Origin of the sequence: Pseudomonas sp. WS 5410 (genome assembly GCF_012985645.1) — a bacterium.
Classification (GTDB): domain Bacteria; phylum Pseudomonadota; class Gammaproteobacteria; order Pseudomonadales; family Pseudomonadaceae; genus Aquipseudomonas; species Aquipseudomonas shahriarae.
The window spans coordinates 86457-107080 of the sequence record NZ_JAAQWS010000015.1 but is presented as its reverse complement, the minus strand read 5'-3'; the positions used below and the strand labels follow the sequence as shown (position 1 = coordinate 107080).

Here is a 20624-nt window from a genome sequence, read left to right as displayed (position 1 = left end):
AGCGATATTGAATGGCCTTCCTTGCTCTGGGTATCAACCACAAGACTGCTTCTGTAGACGTCCGCGAGCGCGTGGCGTTTACCCCGGAGCAGTTGGTTGAGGCTTTGCAGCAGCTGTGCCGGCTCACCGACAGCCGCGAAGCTGCGATCCTTTCCACCTGCAACCGCAGCGAGCTCTATATAGAGCAGGAACATCTTTCGTCGGATGGGGTGCTGCGCTGGCTGGCTGATTACCACCATTTGAACCTGGATGACCTGCGCGCCAGCGCTTATGTGCATGAAGATGATGCGGCAGTTCGTCACATGATGCGTGTGGCGTCCGGGCTCGATTCGCTGGTGTTGGGCGAACCGCAGATCCTCGGCCAGATGAAATCGGCCTACGCCGTAGCCCGCGAAGCCGGGACCGTGGGGCCGTTGTTGGGGCGTTTGTTCCAGGCCACTTTCAACTCGGCTAAACAGGTGCGCACTGATACGGCCATCGGTGAAAACCCGGTCTCTGTGGCGTTTGCCGCCGTCAGCCTGGCCAAGCAGATTTTCAGCGACCTGCAACGCAGCCAGGCCCTGCTGATCGGCGCGGGCGAGACCATCACCCTGGTCGCCCGGCACCTGCATGACCTGGGCGTGAAGCGCATAGTGGTGGCCAACCGGACCCTGGAGCGCGCCAGCATCCTGGCCGAAGAGTTCGGCGCCCACGCCGTGTTGCTCGCCGATATTCCGGCCGAACTGGTGCGCAGCGATATCGTCATCAGCTCCACCGCCAGCCAGTTGCCGATCCTTGGCAAGGGCGCGGTGGAAAGCGCCCTGAAACTGCGCAAGCACAAACCGATTTTCATGGTGGATATCGCCGTTCCCCGGGATATCGAGCCGGAAGTCGGCGAGTTGGACGACGTTTACCTCTATAGCGTCGACGATCTGCACGAAGTGGTCGCCGAAAACCTCAAGAGCCGCCAGGGCGCTGCCCAGGCTGCCGAGGAAATGGTCGCGATCGGCGCCGAGGATTTTATGGTGCGCCTGCGCGAGCTGGCCGCCGTGGATGTGCTCAAGGCCTATCGCCAACAGGGCGAGCGCTTGCGTGACGAAGAATTGATCAAGGCCCAGCGCCTGCTGGCCAATGGCGGCAACGCTGAAGACATTTTGATGCAATTGGCCCGTGGCCTTACCAACAAGCTGTTGCATGCTCCCAGCGTACAGCTTAAAAAACTGACAGCCGAAGGCCGCCTCGATGCGCTGGCCATGGCCCAGGAACTCTTTGCCCTCGGAGAGGGCGCGTCAGACAGCTCTTCGGATAAAAAACCGCAATGAAAGCGTCACTGCTCAATAAACTGGACGTGCTCCAGGACCGTTTCGAAGAACTGACCGCCTTGCTCGGCGATGGCGAGGTTATTTCCGATCAGACCAAGTTCCGTGCCTATTCCAAGGAATACGCCGAAGTTGAGCCGATTGTCACTACCTATTCGCAACTGCTCAAAGTGCAGGCCGACCTCGAAGGTGCCCAGGCACTGCTCAAGGACAGCGACCCGGACATGCGTGAAATGGCCGTGGAAGAAGTCCGCGAAGCCAAAGATAAGCTCATCGAGTTGGAGGGCGACCTGCAACGCATGCTGCTGCCCAAAGACCCCAACGACGGGCGTAACGTATTCCTGGAAATCCGCGCCGGTACTGGCGGTGACGAGGCGGCGATCTTCTCCGGCGACCTGTTCCGCATGTATTCGCGCTATGCCGAGCGGCGCGGCTGGCGCGTGGAAATCCTCTCGGAGAACGAAGGGGAGCACGGCGGCTACAAGGAAATCATTGCCCGGGTCGAAGGCGAGAACGTCTACGGCAAGCTGAAATTCGAGTCCGGCGTGCACCGCGTACAGCGTGTGCCCGCCACCGAATCCCAGGGCCGTATCCATACCTCGGCCTGCACCGTGGCGGTATTGCCCGAGCCGGACGAGCAGGAAGCCATTGAAATCAACCCGGCAGACTTGCGGGTCGACACTTACCGCTCGTCGGGCGCCGGTGGCCAGCACGTCAACAAGACCGACTCGGCGATCCGCATCACCCACTTGCCTTCCGGCATTGTGGTGGAGTGCCAGGAAGAACGCTCCCAGCACAAGAACCGTGCGCGGGCCATGTCCTGGTTGTCGGCCAAGCTCAACGACCAGCAGACCAGCGCCGCCGCCAACGCCATTGCCAGTGAGCGCAAGTTGCTGGTGGGCTCGGGTGACCGCTCCGAACGCATTCGCACCTATAACTACGCCCAGGGCCGGGTTACCGACCATCGGGTCAACCTGACCCTGTATTCCCTGGACGAGATCCTTGCCGGTGGCGTGGACGCAGTGATCGAGCCGTTGCTCGCCGAATACCAGGCGGACCAACTGGCCGCGATAGGTGAATAAATGACCATTATTGCCAGCTTGCTGCGCGCCGCCGACCTGCCGGACTCGCCTACCGCGCGCCTGGATGTGGAGTTGTTGCTGGCCGCTGCCTTGGGCAAGTCCCGCAGCTACCTGCACACCTGGCCGGAAAAAATCGTCAGCAGCGAAGACGCGCTGCGCTTTGCCGACTACCTGCAACGTCGCCGCAGCGGCGAGCCGGTGGCCTATATCCTCGGCCAGCAAGGTTTCTGGAAGCTTGACCTGGAAGTCGCGCCGCACACCCTGATCCCGCGCCCGGACACCGAACTGCTGGTGGAAGCGGCCCTGGAGTTGTTGCCCGCGACCCCGGCCAATGTCCTCGACCTGGGCACTGGCAGCGGCGCCATCGCCTTGGCCCTGGCCAGCGAGCGCCCGGCCTGGCGCGTGACGGCGGTGGATCGCGTGCTGGAAGCTGTGGCCCTGGCCGAGCGCAATCGCCAGCGCCTGCACCTGGATAACGTCACGGTGCTCAATAGTCATTGGTTCAGCGCCCTCAAAGATCACACCTATCACCTGATCATCAGCAACCCGCCCTATATTGCCGACAGCGATCCGCACCTGGCGGCGGGCGATGTGCGTTTCGAGCCGGCCAGCGCATTGGTGGCCGGCCACGACGGCCTGGACGACCTGCGCCTGATCATCGCCCAGGCGCCGCAGCACCTGGAGGCCGGTGGCTGGTTGTTGCTCGAGCATGGTTACGACCAGGCTCCGGCCGTGCGCGACCTGCTGCTGGCGCAAGGTTTCGAAGAGGTCCACAGCCGTATCGACCTCGGCGGCCATGAGCGCATCAGCCTGGGGCGCCGGCCGTGCTGACCGATCAGGAGCTGTTGCGCTACAGCCGGCAGATCCTGTTGCAACAGGTCGATATCGACGGCCAGTTACGCCTGAAAAACAGCCGCGTGCTGATTGTCGGCCTTGGCGGCCTGGGCGCTCCGGTGGCCTTGTACCTGGCAGCGGCTGGCGTCGGTGAGCTGCATCTGGCGGACTTTGACACCGTCGACCTGACCAACCTGCAACGCCAGATCATCCACGACACCGACAGCATCGGCCTGAGCAAGGTCGATTCCGCCATCGGCCGCTTGAGCGCGATCAACCCCGAGATCCGACTGATTGCCCACCGCACGGCGCTGGACGCTGATTCGTTGGCCGCCGCTGTGTCCAATGTGGACCTGGTGCTCGACTGCTGTGACAACTTCGCCACCCGCGAAGCGGTGAACGCGGCGTGCGTGGCAGCTGGCAAGCCCCTGGTCAGCGGCGCGGCGATTCGCCTCGAAGGCCAGCTTTCGGTGTTCGACCCGCGGCGTCCGGAAAGCCCGTGCTACCACTGCTTATATGGGCACGGCAGCGATACCGAGCTGACCTGCAGCGAAGCCGGCGTCGTCGGCCCGCTGGTGGGGTTGGTCGGCAGCCTGCAAGCCCTGGAAGCCCTGAAGCTGCTGGCCGGCTTTGGCACACCGCTGGTTGGGCGCCTGCTGTTGATCGACGCCCTGGGCACACGTTTTCGCGAACTGCGGGTCAAGCGCGATCCCGGTTGCAGCGTCTGCGGCAGCCAGCATGGTTAAGGATGCACCGATTGGTGTGTTCGACTCCGGCGTTGGCGGCCTGTCGGTGCTGGACGAAATTCATCGTTTATTGCCCCATGAGTCGCTGCTGTACGTGGCGGATTGCGGGCATATCCCCTACGGCGAGAAAACTCCGGCGTTCATTCGCGAACGTTCGCGGGTGGTCGCGGAGTTTTTCCGCGAGCAGGGCGCCAAGGCTTTTGTGATCGCCTGCAACACGGCAACCGTAGCCGCGGTTGCGGACTTGCGTATTGATTATCCGGATTGGCCCCTGGTGGGCATGGAGCCGGCAGTCAAACCAGCCGCCGCCGCGACCCGCAGCGGGGTGATCGGGGTGCTCGCCACCACGGGCACCCTGCAAAGCGCCAAGTTCGCCGCGTTACTGGACCGCTTTGCCAGCGATGTGCGGGTGGTCACCCAACCCTGTCCGGGGCTGGTGGAGTTGATCGAGGCCGGCGACCTGGGCAGCCCGGCGCTGCGCCAGTTGTTGCAGGGGTACGTCATGCCGCTGGTCGAGGCCGGGTGCGACACCATCATCCTCGGTTGCACTCATTATCCTTTCCTCAAGCCATTGCTGGCGACGATGCTGCCACCGACGGTCATCCTGATCGACACCGGGGCGGCCGTGGCGCGTCAGTTGCAGCGTCTGCTGGGCGAGCGCCAACTGCTGGCCGAGGGCAATCCTCGGGCTGCGCAGTTCTGGACCAGCGGTGATCCGCAGCATCTAAGAAATATCCTACCCACACTGTGGAAGTTCAGCGGCGTTGTGCGAAGCTTCGGTCTGTGAAAAATTCGTGAAATAGCGGGTTTTTTAGCTGAACTTCTGCGTAGTCCGTGATTTCTATAGCTCTTGATTAGCGGTACACAACCATACAACTTCGTTTGGAAAGGATGTTTCTTATGAAGCGCTTGTTCTGTTTGGCTGCGATTGCAGCCGCTGTGTTGGGACACTCGGTTTCGGCCCAGGCCGCCGGCCTGGAGTTTGCGGTAGGGCATACCAGCGATTCGACCATGACTTATCGTCTGGGCCTGCAATCGGACTGGGACAAGAGCTGGTGGCAGAGCGATGTGGGGCGCCTGACCGGCTACTGGAGCGGCGCTTATACCTTCTGGGACGGTGATGAACGTGCGAGTGTCAGCAGCCTGTCGTTTTCGCCGGTGTTTGTGTACGAATTCGCCGGCGAGTCGGTGAAACCCTATATCGAAGCGGGGATCGGCGTGGCGCTGTTCTCACGCACCCGGGTCGAGGACAACAACATCGGCGGGGCCTTCCAGTTCGAAGACCGCCTGGGCTTCGGCTTGCGTTTTGCCGGCGGGCATCAGGTGGGGATCCGTGCCACGCACTATTCCAACGCAGGCATCAGTAGTCACAACGATGGTATCGAGAGCTATTCGTTGAACTACACCCTGCCGCTCTGATATTCCCCGGCACAGCAGAACCCATGTGGAAGCCGGGCTTGTGTGGGAGTCGGGCTTGCCCGCGATGCAGATGGCTCGGTGCTTCAGACAAACCGAAGTGATGCTATCGCAGGCAAGCCAGCTCCCACATAAGCCCGCTCCCCCATTTGAGCTCGGCAGTTTTCACGGTCAGCGGTAGACCGTCGCAATCCCCTGGCGCTCTTCAAGGCACTCCGGCGCGCCCATCTCGAACTCCCGGCAAATCAGCGGTCGCTTCTCATAGATAGTGCACATCATCGTGTCGCGATCCAGCGCCGCGCACCAGCCGTCGTCCAGGCGCAGCATGACTTCGCCGCCCCAATCGTCCGTGTCGATATAGCGATCAGGCACGCCAGTGTCGGTGATCAACATGACTTCCAGTTGGCAGCAGCAAGCTGCACACGTGGAGCACTTCACGGCGGGTTCGGCGATTTGAATGTGGGGAATGGTGGTCATAGGCGCGCAGTGTAAGGCAAGCCGGTCGGGCGCGTGTGAAAGCTCTGACGGACGTCAGCGCGCGAGCCGGTGCAGGCCAGGAAATACCACAGCCCACAGCAGTGCGATGGCCGCCAGGGTCGGGGCCGTGGCAAACCCGAAGCTCACGCCTGCCAACTGGCTACCGGCGTAGTACGACAGCGGCCCGCCCACTGCTCCCAGCAGGCTTGCCCGCCACCAGGGCCGGGCGCTCCAGGCCAGGCAGTGGCGCAAGGTAGTCGCCAGCAGCGCCCACAGCAAGATCAACCACAGAGGAATCAACGGGCCTGGATCACTGAATTCAAATACACCGGCCGTGCGCAACAGTGTGTCGAGCAGGGTACCCAGCACGGTCACGCTCAAGATCAACCGCCCTTCAACGGCCCACGAAGTTATCCACAGCAGGTGGATCGCCAGCACGCCCAGCCCGAGCAATAACCACAGGCTGTCGCCACCCATCACACAGGCAAACCAGCCGCACTGGAACAGCGCGGCATTGGCCAGGTTTTTAAGCATTGAAGCGCCCGAGCAGTGGTTGTGTCACCGCGCCAGGTTTGGCCAGCAGCAATTGCGCGGTGCCGATGGTGCGTTCCATAAAACCACCTTCGCAGTAGCACAGGTAGAACTCCCACAGCCGCAGAAAGTATTCGTCGTAGCCCAGTTCCGTGAGGCGGCCATGGGCACGGCGAAAATTCTCATGCCACAAGCGCAGGGTTCGCGCGTAATGCAGGCCGAAGTCTTCCATGTGCAGCAGGTTCATATCGGTGTCGCGACTGACGATCTGCAACATCTTCTGTACACAGGGCAGGGCGCCACCGGGGAAAATGTAGCGCTGGATAAAGTCGACGCTGCTCTTGGCCTGTTCATAGCGTTGTTCGCGGATGGTGATGGCCTGCAACAGCATCAGCCCGTCGCTCTTGAGCAAGTGTGCGCATTGCTTGAAGTAGGTGGGCAGGAAACGATGGCCCACGGCCTCGATCATTTCAATGGACACCAGTTTGTCGTACTGCCCGCTCAAGTCGCGGTAGTCCTGCAACAGCAATGTCACCTGATTCTGCAAACCCAGGGCCTGGATGCGCTGTTCGGTGTAGGCAAACTGCTCTTTGGACAAGGTGGTCGTGGTGACCCGGCAGCCATACTGCTGCGCCGCGTACAGGGCCATGCTGCCCCAGCCGGTGCCGATTTCCAGCAGGTGGTCCGAAGGCTTGAGCGCGAGTTTCTGGCAGATGCGTTCGAGCTTGTTGAGCTGCGCCTGTTCCAGGGTGTCGTCGGCGGTGAGGAACTGCGCCGCCGAATACATCATGGTCGGGTCGAGAAACTCCTGGAACAGGTCGTTGCCCAGGTCGTAGTGAGCGGCGATGTTCTTTTGCGAGCCCTTGCGGGTATTGCGGTTGAGCCAGTGCAGGCCCTGGGTGAATGGGCGGGCCAACTTGGCCAGGCCGCCTTCCAGGGCATCCAGTACCTCGAGGTTGCTGACCATCACGCGCACCACCGCGGTCAGGTCCGGGCTGCTCCAGTAACCATGAATAAACGCCTCGCCGGCGCCGATGGAACCGTTGGCGGCTACCAGGCCCCACACCGCCGGGTCGAGGATCTGGATTTCCCCCAGCAAGTGCGCCTCCCGTGCGCCGAACACCTGGCGCTCACCGTCCTCGACCACCACCAGTTGGCCGTGACGCAGGTTGCCGAGTTGACGCAGCACGGCCTTGCGCAACAACGCGCCGGTCAGGCCATTGACGTTCAGGCGATTGGATTTGACCGATAAGCTAGGGGATTTCATGGCGGCGATCCTTGGGATACCCAGTTGCACAGGCGCCATCGGCGGCCTGATGGGGGAAAATCGGTGTGCGTTTAAGCAGCAAGCGCAGGGCTTGCCAGTAAATTGCCAGGCCGGTCTTGGCGGTCATCCACGGGAAGCGCCACAAGTAGCGATGCAGGCTGGCGCGGTCCAGGGCTTCGCGTTGCAGGCTCAAGGTGGCGTCGAACACCTTGGTCTCGCCCTGCCAGTCGGCCATATGCACCCCCAGGCGCTGGCCGGGTGGGCTGAAGCTCATGCGGTATTCCAGGTCTCGGGGCAAAAACGGCGACACATGAAACGCCTTGGTCACCGCGAAATGCTGGTGCTCGCCGCCCGCCAGGGCGCGGGCCGGCAGCACGTAGTGATAGCGTTCGCGCCACGGGGTGTTGGTCACTTCACAGACAATCGCCGCCAGTTGCCCATCAGCCTCGAAGCAGTAAAAGAAACTCACCGGGTTGAACGCCAGGCCCCAACTGCGGACCTGGGTCAGCAGGCAGACAGTGCCCTGTGGGGTATGCCCCAAGGCCGTGCTGACCACGTGGCGCACGGCATCAGTCAAACAGGTGCCGTCGCGGGTCAATTCAGGCAGGTAGTCCTGCTGGCGCAATGAAAATGGCGCGAAGCGGCCACGGCCGGCGAACGGCGATAGCCCCAGCACCTGCTCCTGTTCGCTGAGGTCCAGGTACAGCAGGCCGATGCGATAGCGAAACGCATGCCCCTTGGCGGTAAATCGCCGATGGGCGATCCAGCCACTGTAGAGGGCGCTGTTCACAGGGTTTCCCCGAAGGCCTGGGCCACGCGCAGGGCACTGACCACGCCGTCTTCATGAAAACCGTTGGCCCAGTAGGCCCCACAATAATAGGTGTGCTGGGCGCCATGCAGTTCTTCCCAGCGCGCTTGCGCCGCCACCGCCGCCAGGCTGTATTGGGGATGGGCATAGGTGTAGCGGGCAAGGATTTTCAGCGGGTTGATAATTGCTGTCTGATTGAGGCTCACGCAAAAGGTGGTGGGGCTGTCGATGCCTTGCAAGATGTTCATGGCGTAGGTGACGGCCGCTGGCTTGTGCGTACTGGCGTCCAGTCGATAGTTCCAGCTGGCCCAGGCCAGTGGGCGATCGGGCAGCAAGCGGGTGTCGGTGTGCAGGGCCACGTCGTTGTCGGCGTAGGTTATTGCCCCAAGAATCTGCTGCTCAGCCTGGCTCGGGTCGTTCAGCAGGGCCAGGGCTTGGTCGCTGTGGCAGGCGAAGACGACCTTGTCAAAAATTTCACGGCCATCGGCACTGTGGATGACCACACCTTCCGGTGTGCGCTCGACTTTTTGCACCGGGCAGTTGAGGCGGATCTGTTGGCGAAACGAATCGGTCAGGGGCTCGATATAACGGCTGGAGCCGCCCTCGATCACACACCACTGCGGCCGATTGTTCACCGACAGCAGGCCGTGGTTCTTGAAGAAGCGCACGAAGAACTGCAGCGGAAACCCTAGCATGTCCGCCAGGGGCATCGACCAGATCGCCGCGCCCATGGGCACGATGTAGTGCCGGATAAAGCGCGGGCCGTAGTTGCCCGCCTGCAGGTATTCGCCCAGGGTCGTCTGTGCGCTGATGCGTTGCTCCTGCAAATCCAGCGGCGCCTGGCGATTGAAGCGCAGGATATCGCGCAACATCCCCCAGAAGCCGGGGGACAGGATATTGCTGCGCTGGGCGAACAGGCTGTTGAGGTTATTGCCGTTGTACTCGAGGTTTTCCTCTGGGGCACAGACCGAGAAGCTCATTTCGGTCGGTTTGAACGGCACGCCGATCTGCCTCAGCAAACGGATGAAGTTGGGGTAGGTCCAGTCGTTGAACACGATAAAGCCGGTGTCCACCGCGTAATGTCTGCCATCGACGGTCACGTCTACCGTATGGGTATGGCCACCAATCCGGTCGGCGGCTTCGAACAGGGTGATGTCGTGGCGGCGACTGAGCAGGTAGGCGCTGGTCAGCCCGGAAATCCCACTGCCGATAATGGCGATCTTCACAGGTCGTCCTTTTGTGGCGGTGGGCTGCGCAGCATGCGCTTGCCGATGATCAGTTGCGCGCGGTTCGGCAGTTTCGACAAAGGCCAGAGGGTGGCAATAAACAGTGCCGGGAAGGCGATCTCCAGTGGGCGTTTTTCCAGTTTGCCGAAAATATGCCGCGCTGCCTTGTCGGCCGGCCAGCTCAAGGGCATCGGGAAATCATTGCGTTCGGTCAACGGCGTATCGACGAAGCCGGGGCTGACCACCGTGACATCAATGCCTTCGGGAGACAGGTCGATGCGCAGCGATTCGAACAAATAGCGCAGGCCTGCCTTGGACGCGCCGTAGGCTTCTGCGCGGGGCATCGGCAGGTAGGTGACGGCACTGGCGACGCCCACCAGGTGCGGGGTTGACCCGGCGCGCAGCAGCGGCAATGCGGCTTCGATGCAGTAACTGCTGGCCAGCAGGTTGGTGCGCACCACGTGTTCGATAATCGACGCATCGAACTGCTTGGCATCCACATATTCGCAGGTGCCGGCATTCAGGATCACGGTGTCCAGGGCGCCCCAGGTTTGCATGATGTGCTCGCCGATTTCCCGTACCACCTGGCTGTTGGTCAAGTCGCCGGGGACCACCAGCACTTGCCCGGGGTAACGTTGCGCAAGTTGCTCCAGCGGCGCTTCGGTGCGCGCACTCAGCGCGACCTGCGCCCCACTGCCGAGCAACTCTTCGGCCAGGGCCGCACCGATACCACTGCTTGCCCCGGTCAGCCAATAACGGCGTGGCGATGTCAGGCTCATGCCATTCTCCCTTTCAACCAACGGATCAACCGGCCGAGTACCGGCAGGTGTTCGTAAAGCAGCGCTCCGGCATCAAAGTAGTCGCGGTGCCGGTAAACCTTGTCGTGCCATAACAGGTGAGAGCAGCCTTGCACCTGAATCTGTTGGCCGCCCGCCAACCGCGGGTGGCAAAAGCTCATGGTCCAGCGCAGGTAACCTTCGCCTTCGGCCACGTGGTCGAAACCGTGGAAGTCAAAATGCAATGGGTCGACGTTGCTGTAAAGCTCGGCAAAGTACGCCTTCAGCGCGCTGATACCGTGGACCTGGTGCAGTGGATCGGTAAACGCTATGTCCTGGCTGTACAGGCTGTCGAGCCGGTGCAGGTTGTGTTTGTCCAGGGTGGCGAAGGACTCGGCGAACTGGCGCAGGAAGTCACTCATACACACCCCCTGCCGCCTGGCGTGAGGGCAGGGCACGAAAGGCCGCCAGCGCCCGCTCGCGGGAAGACTTCAGATCGACGATGGGCCGTGGGTAGTCGGCCACGCCAAACAGCCCGCCGACAGCGTCGGGGTTGTGCACTTCCTTTTTGTTCAATCCCGCCAGTTGTGGCAGCCACTGCTTGATAAAACGCCCTTCGCCATCGAATTTCTCGGACTGGCTCAACGGGCTGAAAATCCGGAAGTATGGTGCCGAGTCGGTGCCGGTGGACGAACTCCATTGCCAGCCGCCGTTATTGGCCGCCAGGTCGCCGTCGATCAAGTGGCGCATAAAAAAGCGCTCGCCTTCGCGCCAGTCGATCAGCAGGTTCTTGGTCAGAAACATCGCTACCACCATGCGCAGGCGGTTATGCATCCAGCCGGTTTCCAAGAGCTGACGCATCGCGGCATCAATGATCGGCAGGCCGGTGCGTGCCTCTTGCCAGGCGGCCAGATCAGCGGGAGCGTGGCGCCAGGCCACAGCTTCGGTTTCCGGGCGAAAGGCACGATGGCGCGACACCCGTGGGTAACCCACCAGGATATGTTTGTAGAACTCGCGCCACAGCAACTCGTTGATCCAGGTGATTGCGCCGATGTCGCCGCTTTCGAATTCACCCTGGTTACTTTGCAGCGCCGCATGCAGGCACTGGCGTGGCGAAATCACGCCGGCGGCGAGGTACGCAGACAGTTGGCTGGTGCCGGGCTTGGCCGGGAAGTCGCGTTCATCCTTGTAATAGCTGATTTGTGCGTCGGCAAACTGGGCAAGGCGTCGCTGCGCCTCATCTTCACCGGCCGGCCAAAGGGCGCGTAGGGTGTCGCTGGGCGGGGCAAATCCCTTGACCTGCTCGGGAACTGCATCACTGGCGAACGGCAGCGCGGCCTGCGCCTTGGGCGTCGCCACCCGGCGCGGCAGGGCACTGTGCAGGCGGTTGTAACAGACCTTGCGAAACTGGCTGAACACCTGGAAGTAAGTGCCGGTCTTGGTCAATACGCTGCCAGGCTGGAACAGCAGTTGGTCCAGATAGCTGTGAAACCCTACCCCGTGTGCTTCCAGAGCCTGGGCCACGGCGGCATCGCGCCGGCTTTCGTGGATCCCGTATTCTTCGTTGGTGTGCACGCTCTCGACTGACAGTGCCTGGCACACCTGCACCAGTACCTGTGGCACCTGGTCCCAAGTGTCGGCATGGCGGATCAGCAGGGGAATATTCAGCTCTCCCAGGGCCAGGCTCAGGGCCTTGAGGTTGCGCAGCCAGAAGTCCACCTTGCACGGCGCATCGTCATGGGCCAGCCACTGATCGGCGGTAATCAGGTACACCGCCGCTGTCGGGCCGCGCTGGCAGGCGGCAGCGAGGGCGGTGTTGTCATGCAGGCGCAGGTCGCTGCGCAGCCAGATCAGATGCATTAGAGAAGCCCACGCTGGATCAGGAGCTGATGGGCCGACAAGGGGTCTTCGGCCAGCACCAATTGAGGGGTGTCCTGGGTTAATACGGATAACTCGGCTTGGTGGATGCACACCGTTGGTCCGGCGATCAGGATCGGGCAGTGGGTGCCGCTCAGCAGTTTCGGCAAGGTCGCTAAATGGAGGGCCTTGCTCGAGTACAGCAGCACGGCGCGCGGTTGCAGGTGCTCGACGGCCAGGGCCAGTTCGCCGGTAGGCAACGGCCAGTCGAAAACTTCCACCGGGCAATCGGCGCTGCTGGCCAGCCAGGCGCTCAGCCACAGGTGCGGTTCGAGCGGCAGGTCGGAATGGTTGATCAGCAACAATGGCGGGCCGTTGAGCTGGCGGTTGTTGTGATACATCCGTGCGCCGAACTTGCTGCGCAGCCAGGAATGGAAAAACACCCGCTCCGTCTGCGCGCCGAACTGGCCTTGCCAGCGCTGCTCCAGCTCCTTGAGCAGTGGCAACAGCAGTTGCTCGCACAGGGTACGCGGCGGGTAAAGGGCCATGGCCTGGTTGAACACGTCGTCGACCCGGCGCTCGGCCAGTTGACCGATGGCCTGGATCAAGGTCTGGCGCAGGTTCTGCCATTCGTTTTCGACGCTGTCGTCCACCGGCTGGGCGTTGTCGATCAACTGCTTGACCTGGCTTACCGGTACGCCTCGGTTGAGCCACGTCAGGATAGTCTGGATACGCTGCACATGGTCGGCGTTGAACAGCCGATGGCCCTTGGGCGTACGCTGCGGCACGATCAGGCCGTAACGCCGTTCCCAGGCGCGCAGGGTCACCGCGTTGACCCCGGTCTGGCGGGCCACTTCGCGAATCGGCAGCCAGCCTTGTTCCAGGGCCAGGGCCACATCTTCGACGGGTTGGGCAGGGGGTTGCGGGGAAACATTCATGGGTTAGATCGCATTACGCAGGCTGAGATTTTCCGGATGCGGTTGCAGGTAGGCCTGCTGCGCGATGTAGCGGTCCGGGTGTTGGCGAAAGTGATGCTTGAGCAAGGTCAGCGGCACGACCAGCGGCACGATGCCTTGCCGGTATTGGCTGATCAGTGCCTGCATTTCCTGTTTGTCTGCGGCGCTCAGGGCCTGCTTGAGGTAACCGCTGATGTGCTGCAACACATTGGAATGGGTGCCACGGGTGGCGCACTTTTTCAGGGCCGTCATCAGCTCGCTGAAATACTCGGCGGCCAGCACTGGCAGGTCACAGTCCTTGCTCATGCTGCCCAGCAGGTTGCCCAGGCTTTTGTAGTGGGCCGGACTATGGGCCATCAGCAGGTATTTATAGCGCGAGTGGAAGGCCAGCAGCTGGTGACGTGTCAGACCCTGCGCCAGCAATTGTTGCCATGTGGCATAGACAAAGACCCGGGTCAGGAAATTTTCCCGCAGCACCGGGTCGTGCAGGCGGCCATCTTCCTCCACCGGCAGGTTGGGATGGCGTGCGCAGAATGCTTGGGCATAGATGCCGCGCCCACCGCCCTCGGCCGGGGTGCCGTTGTCGCGGTAGACCTTGACCCGTTCCAGGCCGCAGGACGGTGATTTCTGCATGAAGATATAGCCGCACAGGTCCGTATGTTCGGCGGCCATGCGCTGGCCGTACTCATCCAGTGCGCCGGTAACATTCAGTTCGCGGTGGACCGTGCCCACGGCTTGCGGCTGGAGTGGGTCGCCCACCAGGCGAATCGGCTCACGGGGGATGCCCAGGCCAATAGCGACTTCGGGGCACAGTGGCACGAAGTCGAAATAGTCACTGAGTGTCTGGCTGCACAGGGGGGATTGTTTGTGCCCGCCGTTGAAGCGCACGTTTTCGCCGAGCAGGCAGGCGCTGATGGCGATTTTTGGTTTGCCGGTGACGGACACGTTGCAGGACATGGCAAAGCCTCGACAAGATTCCTGTACAGTTTATGTTTTCTGTACAACTAATCTCATCATAGGTTTTGCACTGTACAAGTCAAATAGTTTGTACAAGTTTTTTGATGAGGTTATTGCCAGCCCATTTTCCAGCGCTCGGCATCTTGCAGGCTCTGCCAGGTCAGGCGTTCTCCGCGCCGGGTCAAGACGGCTTGCAGTTCAATCTCCAGTACGTTGTCTTCTTCATCGCGAAATAACTCGGTGACCAGGAAATGTTTTTCCTTGTTTCGCGGGTGGGTTGCTGTCCATTTGGAGAGCAGCAGTTTTGTTGGATTGATGCGGTTCATTGCAGGTGTCCGAGCAAGCGCCGCGCGGCTTCCTGGCCGCTGAGCCACGCGCCTTCGACCCTGCCTGACAGGCACCAGTCGCCACACACGTACAGGCCCAGGTCGGCATCCGCCAGTACTCCCCATTCATGGCTGCCCGCCGGGCGGGCGTACAGCCAGCGGTGGGCGAGGCTGAAGGAGGGCGCCGGCATGCTGCAATGCAGCAATTCGGCAAAGGCGCCGTGCAGCAATTCGATGATGGCTTCCTTGGGCAGGTCCAGGTGCTGTTTGCTCCAGGCACTGGTGGCGTGCAGGATCCAGGTATCTGGCGTGGCGTCCCGCCCTGGTTTGCTGCGGTTGCGGGCCAGCCAGTCGAGGGGGCTGTCTTGTACGAAGCAGCCTTCCATCGGCGTATCCAGCGGCGTGTCGAAGGCCAGGGCAATGGCCCAGGTCGGGTCCATTTTCACCCCGGCTGCCGTGCTCGCCAGTTTCGGCGCCGCGGCCAGCAGGGCCGTGGCCTGGTGCGCCGGGGTGGCAATGATTACGTGGCTGAAGGGGCCATGGTTGCCACCGTCGGCGTCCAGCAGGTTCCAGTGTTGCTGGCCCTGGAACACTTCGGTGATACGGCAGCCGAACTCCACCGGCAGGTCGTCCAGCAGTGCGCGGGTGATGGCGCTCATGCGCGGGGTGCCGACCCAGCGGGTCTGCTCATCGGGAGAAGGGCTCAGTTGGCCGGATTGGCAGTTGTAGAGTTGCGGTTCCCATTCGGCAACCCAGCCATTGGCTTGCCAGCGTTGCACTTCATCGACGAAGCGTCGGTCGCGGGCGGTGAAGTACTGCGCGCCAAGGTCCAGTGTGCCGGCCTCGCTGCGCTTGCTGGACATGCGCCCGCCACTGCCGCGGCTTTTATCGAAGAGTTGGACGGCGTGCCCGGCATCTTTTAACGCTCGGGCGGCAGAAAGTCCGGCGATGCCGGTACCGATGATCGCGATGGGAACAGTCATGGGAGGCCTCGTTTTACCTTTGGGTACAGACTACGCCGACACCAATAGCTGTACAATATTGTTTTTTGGTATAAGTTTCGGCATGCCTTAACGTGTGGCGTGGCCTATGGTTAAACGTAGGTCGCGCCCGATTAAAAAGATCCCTGCTTATAAAATAGACCAGCGATGCCCGGCCAACGTTACAGGAGGAAGATCTCATGCATATTTTGCTGACCGGCGGTACCGGTCTGATCGGCCGCCAGCTTTGCCAGTACTGGAGCGCCCAGGGGCATCAGTTGACGGTATGGAGCCGCAATCCCGCGCAGGTCGCCACCCTGTGCGGTGCGCAGGTGAAGGGCGTTGCCCGTTTGCAGGATGTAACGCAGCCGGTGGATGCTGTTATCAACCTGGCCGGCGCGCCGATCGCCGACCGGCTCTGGACCCATAAACGCAAGGCATTGCTGTGGAGCAGTCGGATCAGCCTGACGGAAACCTTGCTGGCCTGGCTTGAAGGCCTGGCGGTGAAACCTGCGGTGTTGATTTCCGGGTCGGCGGTGGGCTGGTATGGCGATGGCGGTGAGCGCGAGCTGACCGAAGCCAGCGGCCCGGTGCTGGACGATTTTCCCAGCCAGTTGTGCATTGCCTGGGAAGAAACCGCCCAGCGCGCCGAGGCCTTCGGCTTGCGGGTGGTGCTGGTGCGTACTGGCCTGGTGCTAGCGGCCGAGGGCGGCTTTTTGTCGCGGTTGTTACTGCCCTTTAAACTGGCGCTGGGCGGGCCTATCGGTAACGGTCGGCAGTGGATGCCGTGGGTGCATATCAAGGATCAAATCGCCCTGATTGATTTTCTTCTACACAAACCTGACGCCAGCGGTCCTTATAATGCCTGCGCGCCCCAGCCGGTGCGTAACCGCGAGTTTGCCAAGACCCTGGGCCAGGTGCTGCACCGCCCGGCGTTTATGCCGATGCCGGCGTTTGCCTTGCGGGTGGGTTTGGGCGAGTTGTCCGGCCTGTTGCTGGGCGGGCAGAAGGCGCTACCCGAGCGGTTGTTGGCCGCCGGTTTCACTTTTCAGTTCACTGAGTTGCACGCGGCCCTGGACGACTTGTCCAGCCGCCTCTAGAGATAGGATGTTGCATGACGGATCACGCGTTGTTACTGGTCAACCTGGGCTCGCCGGCGTCCACTTCGGTGGCCGATGTGCGCAGCTACCTCAATCAGTTCTTGATGGACCCGTATGTGATCGACCTGCCATGGCCGGTGCGGCGCTTGCTGGTGTCGCTGATCCTGATCAAGCGTCCCGAGCAGTCGGCCCACGCCTACGCCTCGATCTGGTGGGACGAAGGCTCGCCGCTGGTGGTCCTCAGTCGCCGCCTGCAGCAGCAGATGACCAGCCAATGGACCCATGGCCCGGTGGAACTGGCGATGCGTTATGGCGAACCGTCGATTGAAAGCGTGCTGACCCGCCTGGCCGGCCAGGGCATCCATAAGGTCACGCTGGCGCCGTTGTATCCACAGTTTGCCGACAGCACCGTGACCACGGTGATCGAAGAAGCGCGGCGGGTGGTGCGCGAGAAGAAACTCGACCTGCAGTTCTCGATCCTGCAACCGTTCTACGACCAGCCGGAATACCTCGATGCCCTGGTGGCCAGTGCCAGGCCGCATTTGCAGCAGGATTACGATCACCTGCTGTTCAGCTTCCATGGCCTGCCGGAACGCCATCTGAATAAACTCAACCCCGGGCATTCCCTGGACGGTGCGGGCGACTGCTGCGCCAATGCGTCGCCTGAGGTGCGTACCACCTGTTATCGCGGGCAATGCTTCAGCGTCGCCCGCGACTTTGCCGCGCGCATGGGCCTGCCTGAGGGTAAATGGTCGGTGGCGTTCCAGTCGCGCCTGGGCCGGGCGAAGTGGATCGAACCCTACACCGAGGCCCGCCTGGAGGCCCTGGCTCAGCAGGGGGTGAAGAAGTTGCTGGTGATGTGCCCGGCGTTTGTCGCCGATTGCATCGAGACCCTGGAGGAGATCGGTGATCGCGGCCTGGAACAGTTCCGCGAAGCCGGGGGCGAGGAGTTAGTGCTGGTGCCGTGCCTCAATGATGATCCGCAGTGGGCGGCGGCACTTAACACCTTGTGCGAAAGAGCGCCCGTCAGCCTCTAATGTGGCGGCTTGTACGGGAGCTGGCTCCCATACAAGCCAGTTCCCACATGGCTTCAGCGGGCTTTACTCGTGATGGGGCTGGCCAAGGAAGGTCAGTGAGCTGAACAGCGCGCGGATGTGGACCTCGCCGTTATCTTTGACCGGCACTTGTGCCTGCGCCGCAATCACATTCAGCGCTTCATTGCGCACCAGTACCTGGGCCCGGCCATCCTTGTCGGTCTCGGTACTCAAGGTGTTCGGCGCGCTGCGGTAGTCGCCAATCAACTTGATTCCGGCGGCGGGCTTGCCGTCGATCAGCACCCGTACAGGCAGCGATTGGCCTGGGCCGACGGTCAGCGGGTCGACTTCGGGCACGATCACCATCTTCAACTGATCCAGCTTGGGCAGTTTTGCCCCGGCCTGATAGATCGCCAGGCTGTACTTCAGGGCCTGGGTCGTTTCGACGGCGCCCGGCACCTGGCTGTGGCCCTTGTTCACCCATTTCTTGTCTGGGGTTTGCGTCCACAGGCCGTTATCAAACGCCACGGCCAGCACCGCAGGAGATTTGAGCGGTTGCAGGCGCGCCTGGTCGTCCAGGCGTTGTACGGTCACCGGGATCATCCGGCCACTGGCGTCATAGGCCCAGGCGCCGCTGACTTTCCTGGCCTTGAAGGCTTCGTCTTCGGCACCGTGGCCATAGACCACCTCGATATGCCCCCGGCGTTGCTCGGTCCACAGACCGTGGGCCGATACCTGGGTGGCGAATAGCAGGCCGAGCACGGCCAATGATTTGAGCGCTTGCATGTTGAGGTCCTTTTACAGATTGAGGGTCAGGCTGACGGTGAAGTTGCGCGGCTCTCCGGGTGTTACCCAGTAGTTGCTGTAGGAGCGCTCGTAGTACTTTTCATCGAACAGGTTGTTGAGGTTCAGGCCCACGGTGAGGTTGTCGCTGGCCTTGTAATGGGCCAGCAGGTCGACCGTGTGGTAGGCCGGCAACTCGAAGCTTTTACCGGCCTCGCCCGAGCGGTCGCCGACGTAGGTAAAGGCCGCGCCCAGATCCGAACCCCGCAGGGCGCCATCCTGGAACTCATACACGCCCAACAGGCTGCCACTGCGCTTGGCCACGCCAGGGACGCGGCTGCCGGTGGGGATGTCTTTGTCACCCTTGGTCACTTGCGCATTGATGTAGGCCAGGGCACCAATCACCCGCACAGCGTCAGTCAATTGCCCGCTCAGTTGCAGGTCAACCCCCTGGCTGCGGGCCTTGCCAATGGCGCGCTTGAGGTCGGTGGCCGGGTCGGTGGCCAGGGTGTTTTCTTTATTGATATGGAAGGCGGCGACGGTGGCGCTCAGGCGGTCGTCGAACAGCTCTGTCTTGATACCGACTTCATAACCAACGCCTTCTTCGGGCTCGAGGAAGTTACCGGCTGCGTCCAGGTCACTTTGCGGCTTGAACGAGGTACTGGCGTTGGCAAACAGCCCCACCTGCGGGGTCAGTTGATACAGCAGGCCGGCCCGCTGGGTCATGACATCGTGGGTTTTCTGGCTCTTGGCGCCGTTGCGGGTGAAGTCCTCTGAGCTTTGCTCGACGTGCTCCAGGCGCACGCCCACCAGGCCGCGCAGGCGGTCGGTAAATACGATCTGGTCTTGCAGGTTCAGCGCCTGGCTTTTCACCTGGGTGAAAAAATCAGTGCCCGTGGGCTTGCCATTGGGCTTGGGCTGGCCATAGACCGGTTGGTAGATATCAATCGGGTAGCTGCCGGTGATGGCGGTCACCCGTTCTTTCTTGCGGTAGTCCTCGTACTCGGTGCCGATCAGCAATTCATGCTGCCAACTGCCGATATCGAACAGACCGCGCAGCTCCAACTGGGTGATGCTGTCGTGCCAACCCGTGGAGCGTTCGCGGTAACGGCGGTTGACGGTATGCCCATCGGCATTCAGCGGGCGGCTTTCCGAGGCGTGGCCCCAGAGGCTGCCTTGTTTGTAATGGCTGGCCAGGCGCAGCTTCCAGGCATCGTTCAAGTGATGCTCGAGGGTGGCTTGCAGGCGGTTGTTGTGGTTGTCGATATCGCCGTCGTTGGGCTCGCCGAGGAAGGTCGAGCGGGACATGCCGCTCCAGCGGTCATTCGGCGCGACGATGCCCCGGTCGAACGTTGAGCTGTGGCGCACGAACTCACTTTCCACCAGCAAGCTGGTGTCCGGGTCCAGTTGCCAACTGAACGAAGGGGCGACAAACACCCGCTTGCTCTGCACGTGGTCACGAAAGCTGTGGTTGTCTTCCACTGCCAGATTGACCCGCGACAGCACATTGCCTTCGCTGTCCAGCGGGGTGTTGATATCGACGGCGGTGCGGTAGCGGTCCCAACTGCCGGCGCTGGTCTGCAGGGTGGTAAAGGCTTCGGCTTGGGGCTTTTTGGTGACGATATTCACGGTGCCGCCGGGATCGCCACGGCCATAGAGGCTGGCGGCGGGGCCCTTGAGCACTTCGATACGTTCGATATTGGCCGTGTCCGGCGTGCTCGGGTAGCCACGGTTGGCGCTGAAACCATCCTGGTAGAACGCCGAGGTGGTGAAGCCGCGAATACTGTATTCGTAAAGGGTCAGGCCACCGAAGTTGTTCTGCTTGGACACCCCGCCGGCAAACTCCAGGGCGCGCTCGACGTTGTTGCTGCCCAGGTCCTTGAGCACTGTGGTGGGGATCACGCTGATTGACTGTGGGATATCCCGCAGGGCGGTGTCGGTCTTGGTCCCGCTGGCCGAGCGGGTCGCACGGTAACCCGTGACCGGGCCGGTAGCGGATTCATACGCCTCGCCGGTGATGCTGGTGGTGCCCAGTTCAAGGGTGTTGGTGTCTTCTGCAAGCACCGGGTCCACCAGCAATCCCAGGGCGAGACCGGCCAGGGGCGCAAACTTTCGAGACGTCATGGTCTAACATTCCAATATCAATATTGAAATAATATAACATGACTAT

22 protein-coding genes are annotated in these 20624 nt (G+C 61.9%); 8 read left to right on the top strand and 14 right to left on the bottom strand.

Features of this window, described 5'->3' with window-relative positions:
• Positions 1 to 11: 11 nt before the first annotated feature.
• From hemA to HBO24_RS20920, 6 genes are all read left to right on the top strand, one after another.
• Complete coding sequence (gene hemA, locus HBO24_RS20945; protein WP_170060220.1) at positions 12 to 1301, top strand: glutamyl-tRNA reductase; 1290 nt, start codon at positions 12 to 14, stop codon at positions 1299 to 1301.
• Complete coding sequence (gene prfA, locus HBO24_RS20940; RefSeq protein WP_057437746.1) at positions 1298 to 2380, top strand: peptide chain release factor 1; 1083 nt, start codon at positions 1298 to 1300, stop codon at positions 2378 to 2380. Before hemA ends, prfA begins: the two co-directional genes overlap by 4 nt.
• Positions 2381 to 3211: a peptide chain release factor N(5)-glutamine methyltransferase gene (gene prmC, locus HBO24_RS20935; protein ID WP_115127434.1), complete on the top strand. Its 831-nt coding sequence runs from the start codon at positions 2381 to 2383 to the stop codon at positions 3209 to 3211. It abuts the gene before it with no gap.
• The gene (locus HBO24_RS20930) at positions 3205 to 3960 is read left to right on the top strand and encodes a molybdopterin-synthase adenylyltransferase MoeB (RefSeq protein ID WP_120731660.1); all 756 of its coding nucleotides are present in this window, start codon (positions 3205 to 3207) and stop codon (positions 3958 to 3960) included. Before prmC ends, HBO24_RS20930 begins: the two co-directional genes overlap by 7 nt.
• Entirely contained in the window at positions 3953 to 4747 is a 795-nt protein-coding gene (murI, locus tag HBO24_RS20925; RefSeq protein WP_170060219.1) for a glutamate racemase, read from the top strand. The genes HBO24_RS20930 and murI overlap by 8 nt, the downstream gene beginning before the upstream one ends.
• A 113-nt stretch (positions 4748 to 4860) precedes the next feature.
• Complete coding sequence (locus tag HBO24_RS20920) at positions 4861 to 5379, top strand: acyloxyacyl hydrolase (protein WP_170060218.1); 519 nt, start codon at positions 4861 to 4863, stop codon at positions 5377 to 5379.
• A 168-nt stretch (positions 5380 to 5547) separates the two neighbouring features.
• On the opposite strand, the gene HBO24_RS20915 is transcribed toward HBO24_RS20920, so the two are convergent.
• The 12 genes from HBO24_RS20915 to HBO24_RS20860 all read right to left on the bottom strand — a co-directional run bounded on the left by HBO24_RS20915 (position 5548) and on the right by HBO24_RS20860 (position 15540).
• Positions 5548 to 5853: a YkgJ family cysteine cluster protein gene (locus HBO24_RS20915; protein WP_170060217.1), complete on the bottom strand. Its 306-nt coding sequence runs from the start codon at positions 5851 to 5853 to the stop codon at positions 5548 to 5550.
• Positions 5854 to 5907: 54 nt separating this feature from the next.
• Entirely contained in the window at positions 5908 to 6387 is a 480-nt protein-coding gene (locus tag HBO24_RS20910) for a DUF2878 domain-containing protein (protein WP_057958305.1), read from the bottom strand.
• Positions 6380 to 7651 carry a cyclopropane-fatty-acyl-phospholipid synthase family protein gene (locus tag HBO24_RS20905; RefSeq protein WP_057437758.1) on the bottom strand — a complete coding sequence of 424 codons (1272 nt, stop codon included), beginning with the start codon at positions 7649 to 7651 and terminating at the stop codon, positions 6380 to 6382. The genes HBO24_RS20910 and HBO24_RS20905 overlap by 8 nt, the downstream gene beginning before the upstream one ends.
• Positions 7638 to 8441 (bottom strand): DUF1365 domain-containing protein, encoded by an 804-nt coding sequence (locus HBO24_RS20900; protein WP_170060216.1) that lies wholly within the window; start codon positions 8439 to 8441, stop codon positions 7638 to 7640. The genes HBO24_RS20905 and HBO24_RS20900 overlap by 14 nt, the downstream gene beginning before the upstream one ends.
• Complete coding sequence (locus HBO24_RS20895; protein WP_170060215.1) at positions 8438 to 9685, bottom strand: FAD-dependent oxidoreductase; 1248 nt, start codon at positions 9683 to 9685, stop codon at positions 8438 to 8440. The genes HBO24_RS20900 and HBO24_RS20895 overlap by 4 nt, the downstream gene beginning before the upstream one ends.
• Positions 9682 to 10464, bottom strand: a complete 783-nt coding sequence (locus HBO24_RS20890) for an SDR family NAD(P)-dependent oxidoreductase (RefSeq protein ID WP_170044858.1) — start codon at positions 10462 to 10464, stop codon at positions 9682 to 9684. The genes HBO24_RS20895 and HBO24_RS20890 overlap by 4 nt, the downstream gene beginning before the upstream one ends.
• Positions 10461 to 10883 carry a nuclear transport factor 2 family protein gene (locus HBO24_RS20885; protein ID WP_057437765.1) on the bottom strand — a complete coding sequence of 141 codons (423 nt, stop codon included), beginning with the start codon at positions 10881 to 10883 and terminating at the stop codon, positions 10461 to 10463. The genes HBO24_RS20890 and HBO24_RS20885 overlap by 4 nt, the downstream gene beginning before the upstream one ends.
• Positions 10876 to 12321, bottom strand: a complete 1446-nt coding sequence (phrB, locus tag HBO24_RS20880; RefSeq protein WP_057958309.1) for a deoxyribodipyrimidine photo-lyase — start codon at positions 12319 to 12321, stop codon at positions 10876 to 10878. The genes HBO24_RS20885 and phrB overlap by 8 nt, the downstream gene beginning before the upstream one ends.
• Entirely contained in the window at positions 12321 to 13256 is a 936-nt protein-coding gene (locus HBO24_RS20875; RefSeq protein ID WP_057437769.1) for a MerR family transcriptional regulator, read from the bottom strand. Before HBO24_RS20875 ends, phrB begins: the two co-directional genes overlap by 1 nt.
• A 3-nt stretch (positions 13257 to 13259) precedes the next feature.
• Positions 13260 to 14219: a DUF523 and DUF1722 domain-containing protein gene (locus HBO24_RS20870; RefSeq protein WP_057958357.1), complete on the bottom strand. Its 960-nt coding sequence runs from the start codon at positions 14217 to 14219 to the stop codon at positions 13260 to 13262.
• Between the two features lie 122 nt (positions 14220 to 14341).
• On the bottom strand, positions 14342 to 14557 hold the full coding sequence (locus HBO24_RS20865) for a TIGR02450 family Trp-rich protein (protein WP_057437771.1): 216 nt from the start codon (positions 14555 to 14557) through the stop codon (positions 14342 to 14344).
• Positions 14554 to 15540 (bottom strand): NAD(P)/FAD-dependent oxidoreductase, encoded by a 987-nt coding sequence (locus tag HBO24_RS20860; RefSeq protein ID WP_057437773.1) that lies wholly within the window; start codon positions 15538 to 15540, stop codon positions 14554 to 14556. Before HBO24_RS20860 ends, HBO24_RS20865 begins: the two co-directional genes overlap by 4 nt.
• Positions 15541 to 15737: 197 nt before the next feature.
• Between HBO24_RS20860 and HBO24_RS20855 the strand changes: the two genes are divergently transcribed.
• Together HBO24_RS20855 and hemH are read left to right on the top strand one after the other, a co-directional pair.
• Positions 15738 to 16637 (top strand): TIGR01777 family oxidoreductase, encoded by a 900-nt coding sequence (locus HBO24_RS20855; RefSeq protein WP_057437775.1) that lies wholly within the window; start codon positions 15738 to 15740, stop codon positions 16635 to 16637.
• Positions 16638 to 16651: 14 nt separating this feature from the next.
• Complete coding sequence (gene hemH / locus HBO24_RS20850) at positions 16652 to 17674, top strand: ferrochelatase (protein ID WP_057958311.1); 1023 nt, start codon at positions 16652 to 16654, stop codon at positions 17672 to 17674.
• Between the two features lie 63 nt (positions 17675 to 17737).
• Here the strand turns inward: hemH and HBO24_RS20845 are convergent, their stop codons facing one another.
• Positions 17738 to 18457, bottom strand: coding sequence for a DUF4198 domain-containing protein (locus HBO24_RS20845; RefSeq protein WP_115127437.1), 720 nt, complete (start codon positions 18455 to 18457; stop codon positions 17738 to 17740).
• 12 nt (positions 18458 to 18469) lie between these two features.
• On the bottom strand, positions 18470 to 20578 hold the full coding sequence (locus HBO24_RS20840) for a TonB-dependent siderophore receptor (protein WP_170060214.1): 2109 nt from the start codon (positions 20576 to 20578) through the stop codon (positions 18470 to 18472).
• Between the last annotated feature and the right edge of the window lie 46 nt (positions 20579 to 20624).

What these genes read in the sequence shown, in the direction of transcription:
- murI (WP_170060219.1), top strand. Translation starts at nt 3,953, where the DNA reads ATGGTTAAGGATGCACCGATTGGTGTGTTCGACTCCGGCGTTGGCGGC.
- HBO24_RS20840 (WP_170060214.1), bottom strand. Translation starts at nt 20,578, where the DNA reads ATGACGTCTCGAAAGTTTGCGCCCCTGGCCGGTCTCGCCCTGGGATTG.
- HBO24_RS20915 (WP_170060217.1), bottom strand. Translation starts at nt 5,853, where the DNA reads ATGACCACCATTCCCCACATTCAAATCGCCGAACCCGCCGTGAAGTGC.
- phrB (WP_057958309.1), bottom strand. Translation starts at nt 12,321, where the DNA reads ATGCATCTGATCTGGCTGCGCAGCGACCTGCGCCTGCATGACAACACC.
- hemH (WP_057958311.1), top strand. Translation starts at nt 16,652, where the DNA reads ATGACGGATCACGCGTTGTTACTGGTCAACCTGGGCTCGCCGGCGTCC.
- HBO24_RS20855 (WP_057437775.1), top strand. Translation starts at nt 15,738, where the DNA reads ATGCATATTTTGCTGACCGGCGGTACCGGTCTGATCGGCCGCCAGCTT.
- hemA (WP_170060220.1), top strand. Translation starts at nt 12, where the DNA reads ATGGCCTTCCTTGCTCTGGGTATCAACCACAAGACTGCTTCTGTAGAC.
- HBO24_RS20920 (WP_170060218.1), top strand. Translation starts at nt 4,861, where the DNA reads ATGAAGCGCTTGTTCTGTTTGGCTGCGATTGCAGCCGCTGTGTTGGGA.
- HBO24_RS20875 (WP_057437769.1), bottom strand. Translation starts at nt 13,256, where the DNA reads ATGAATGTTTCCCCGCAACCCCCTGCCCAACCCGTCGAAGATGTGGCC.
- prmC (WP_115127434.1), top strand. Translation starts at nt 2,381, where the DNA reads ATGACCATTATTGCCAGCTTGCTGCGCGCCGCCGACCTGCCGGACTCG.
- HBO24_RS20890 (WP_170044858.1), bottom strand. Translation starts at nt 10,464, where the DNA reads ATGAGCCTGACATCGCCACGCCGTTATTGGCTGACCGGGGCAAGCAGT.
- HBO24_RS20860 (WP_057437773.1), bottom strand. Translation starts at nt 15,540, where the DNA reads ATGACTGTTCCCATCGCGATCATCGGTACCGGCATCGCCGGACTTTCT.
- HBO24_RS20865 (WP_057437771.1), bottom strand. Translation starts at nt 14,557, where the DNA reads ATGAACCGCATCAATCCAACAAAACTGCTGCTCTCCAAATGGACAGCA.
- HBO24_RS20845 (WP_115127437.1), bottom strand. Translation starts at nt 18,457, where the DNA reads ATGCAAGCGCTCAAATCATTGGCCGTGCTCGGCCTGCTATTCGCCACC.
- HBO24_RS20910 (WP_057958305.1), bottom strand. Translation starts at nt 6,387, where the DNA reads ATGCTTAAAAACCTGGCCAATGCCGCGCTGTTCCAGTGCGGCTGGTTT.
- prfA (WP_057437746.1), top strand. Translation starts at nt 1,298, where the DNA reads ATGAAAGCGTCACTGCTCAATAAACTGGACGTGCTCCAGGACCGTTTC.
- HBO24_RS20885 (WP_057437765.1), bottom strand. Translation starts at nt 10,883, where the DNA reads ATGAGTGACTTCCTGCGCCAGTTCGCCGAGTCCTTCGCCACCCTGGAC.
- HBO24_RS20905 (WP_057437758.1), bottom strand. Translation starts at nt 7,651, where the DNA reads ATGAAATCCCCTAGCTTATCGGTCAAATCCAATCGCCTGAACGTCAAT.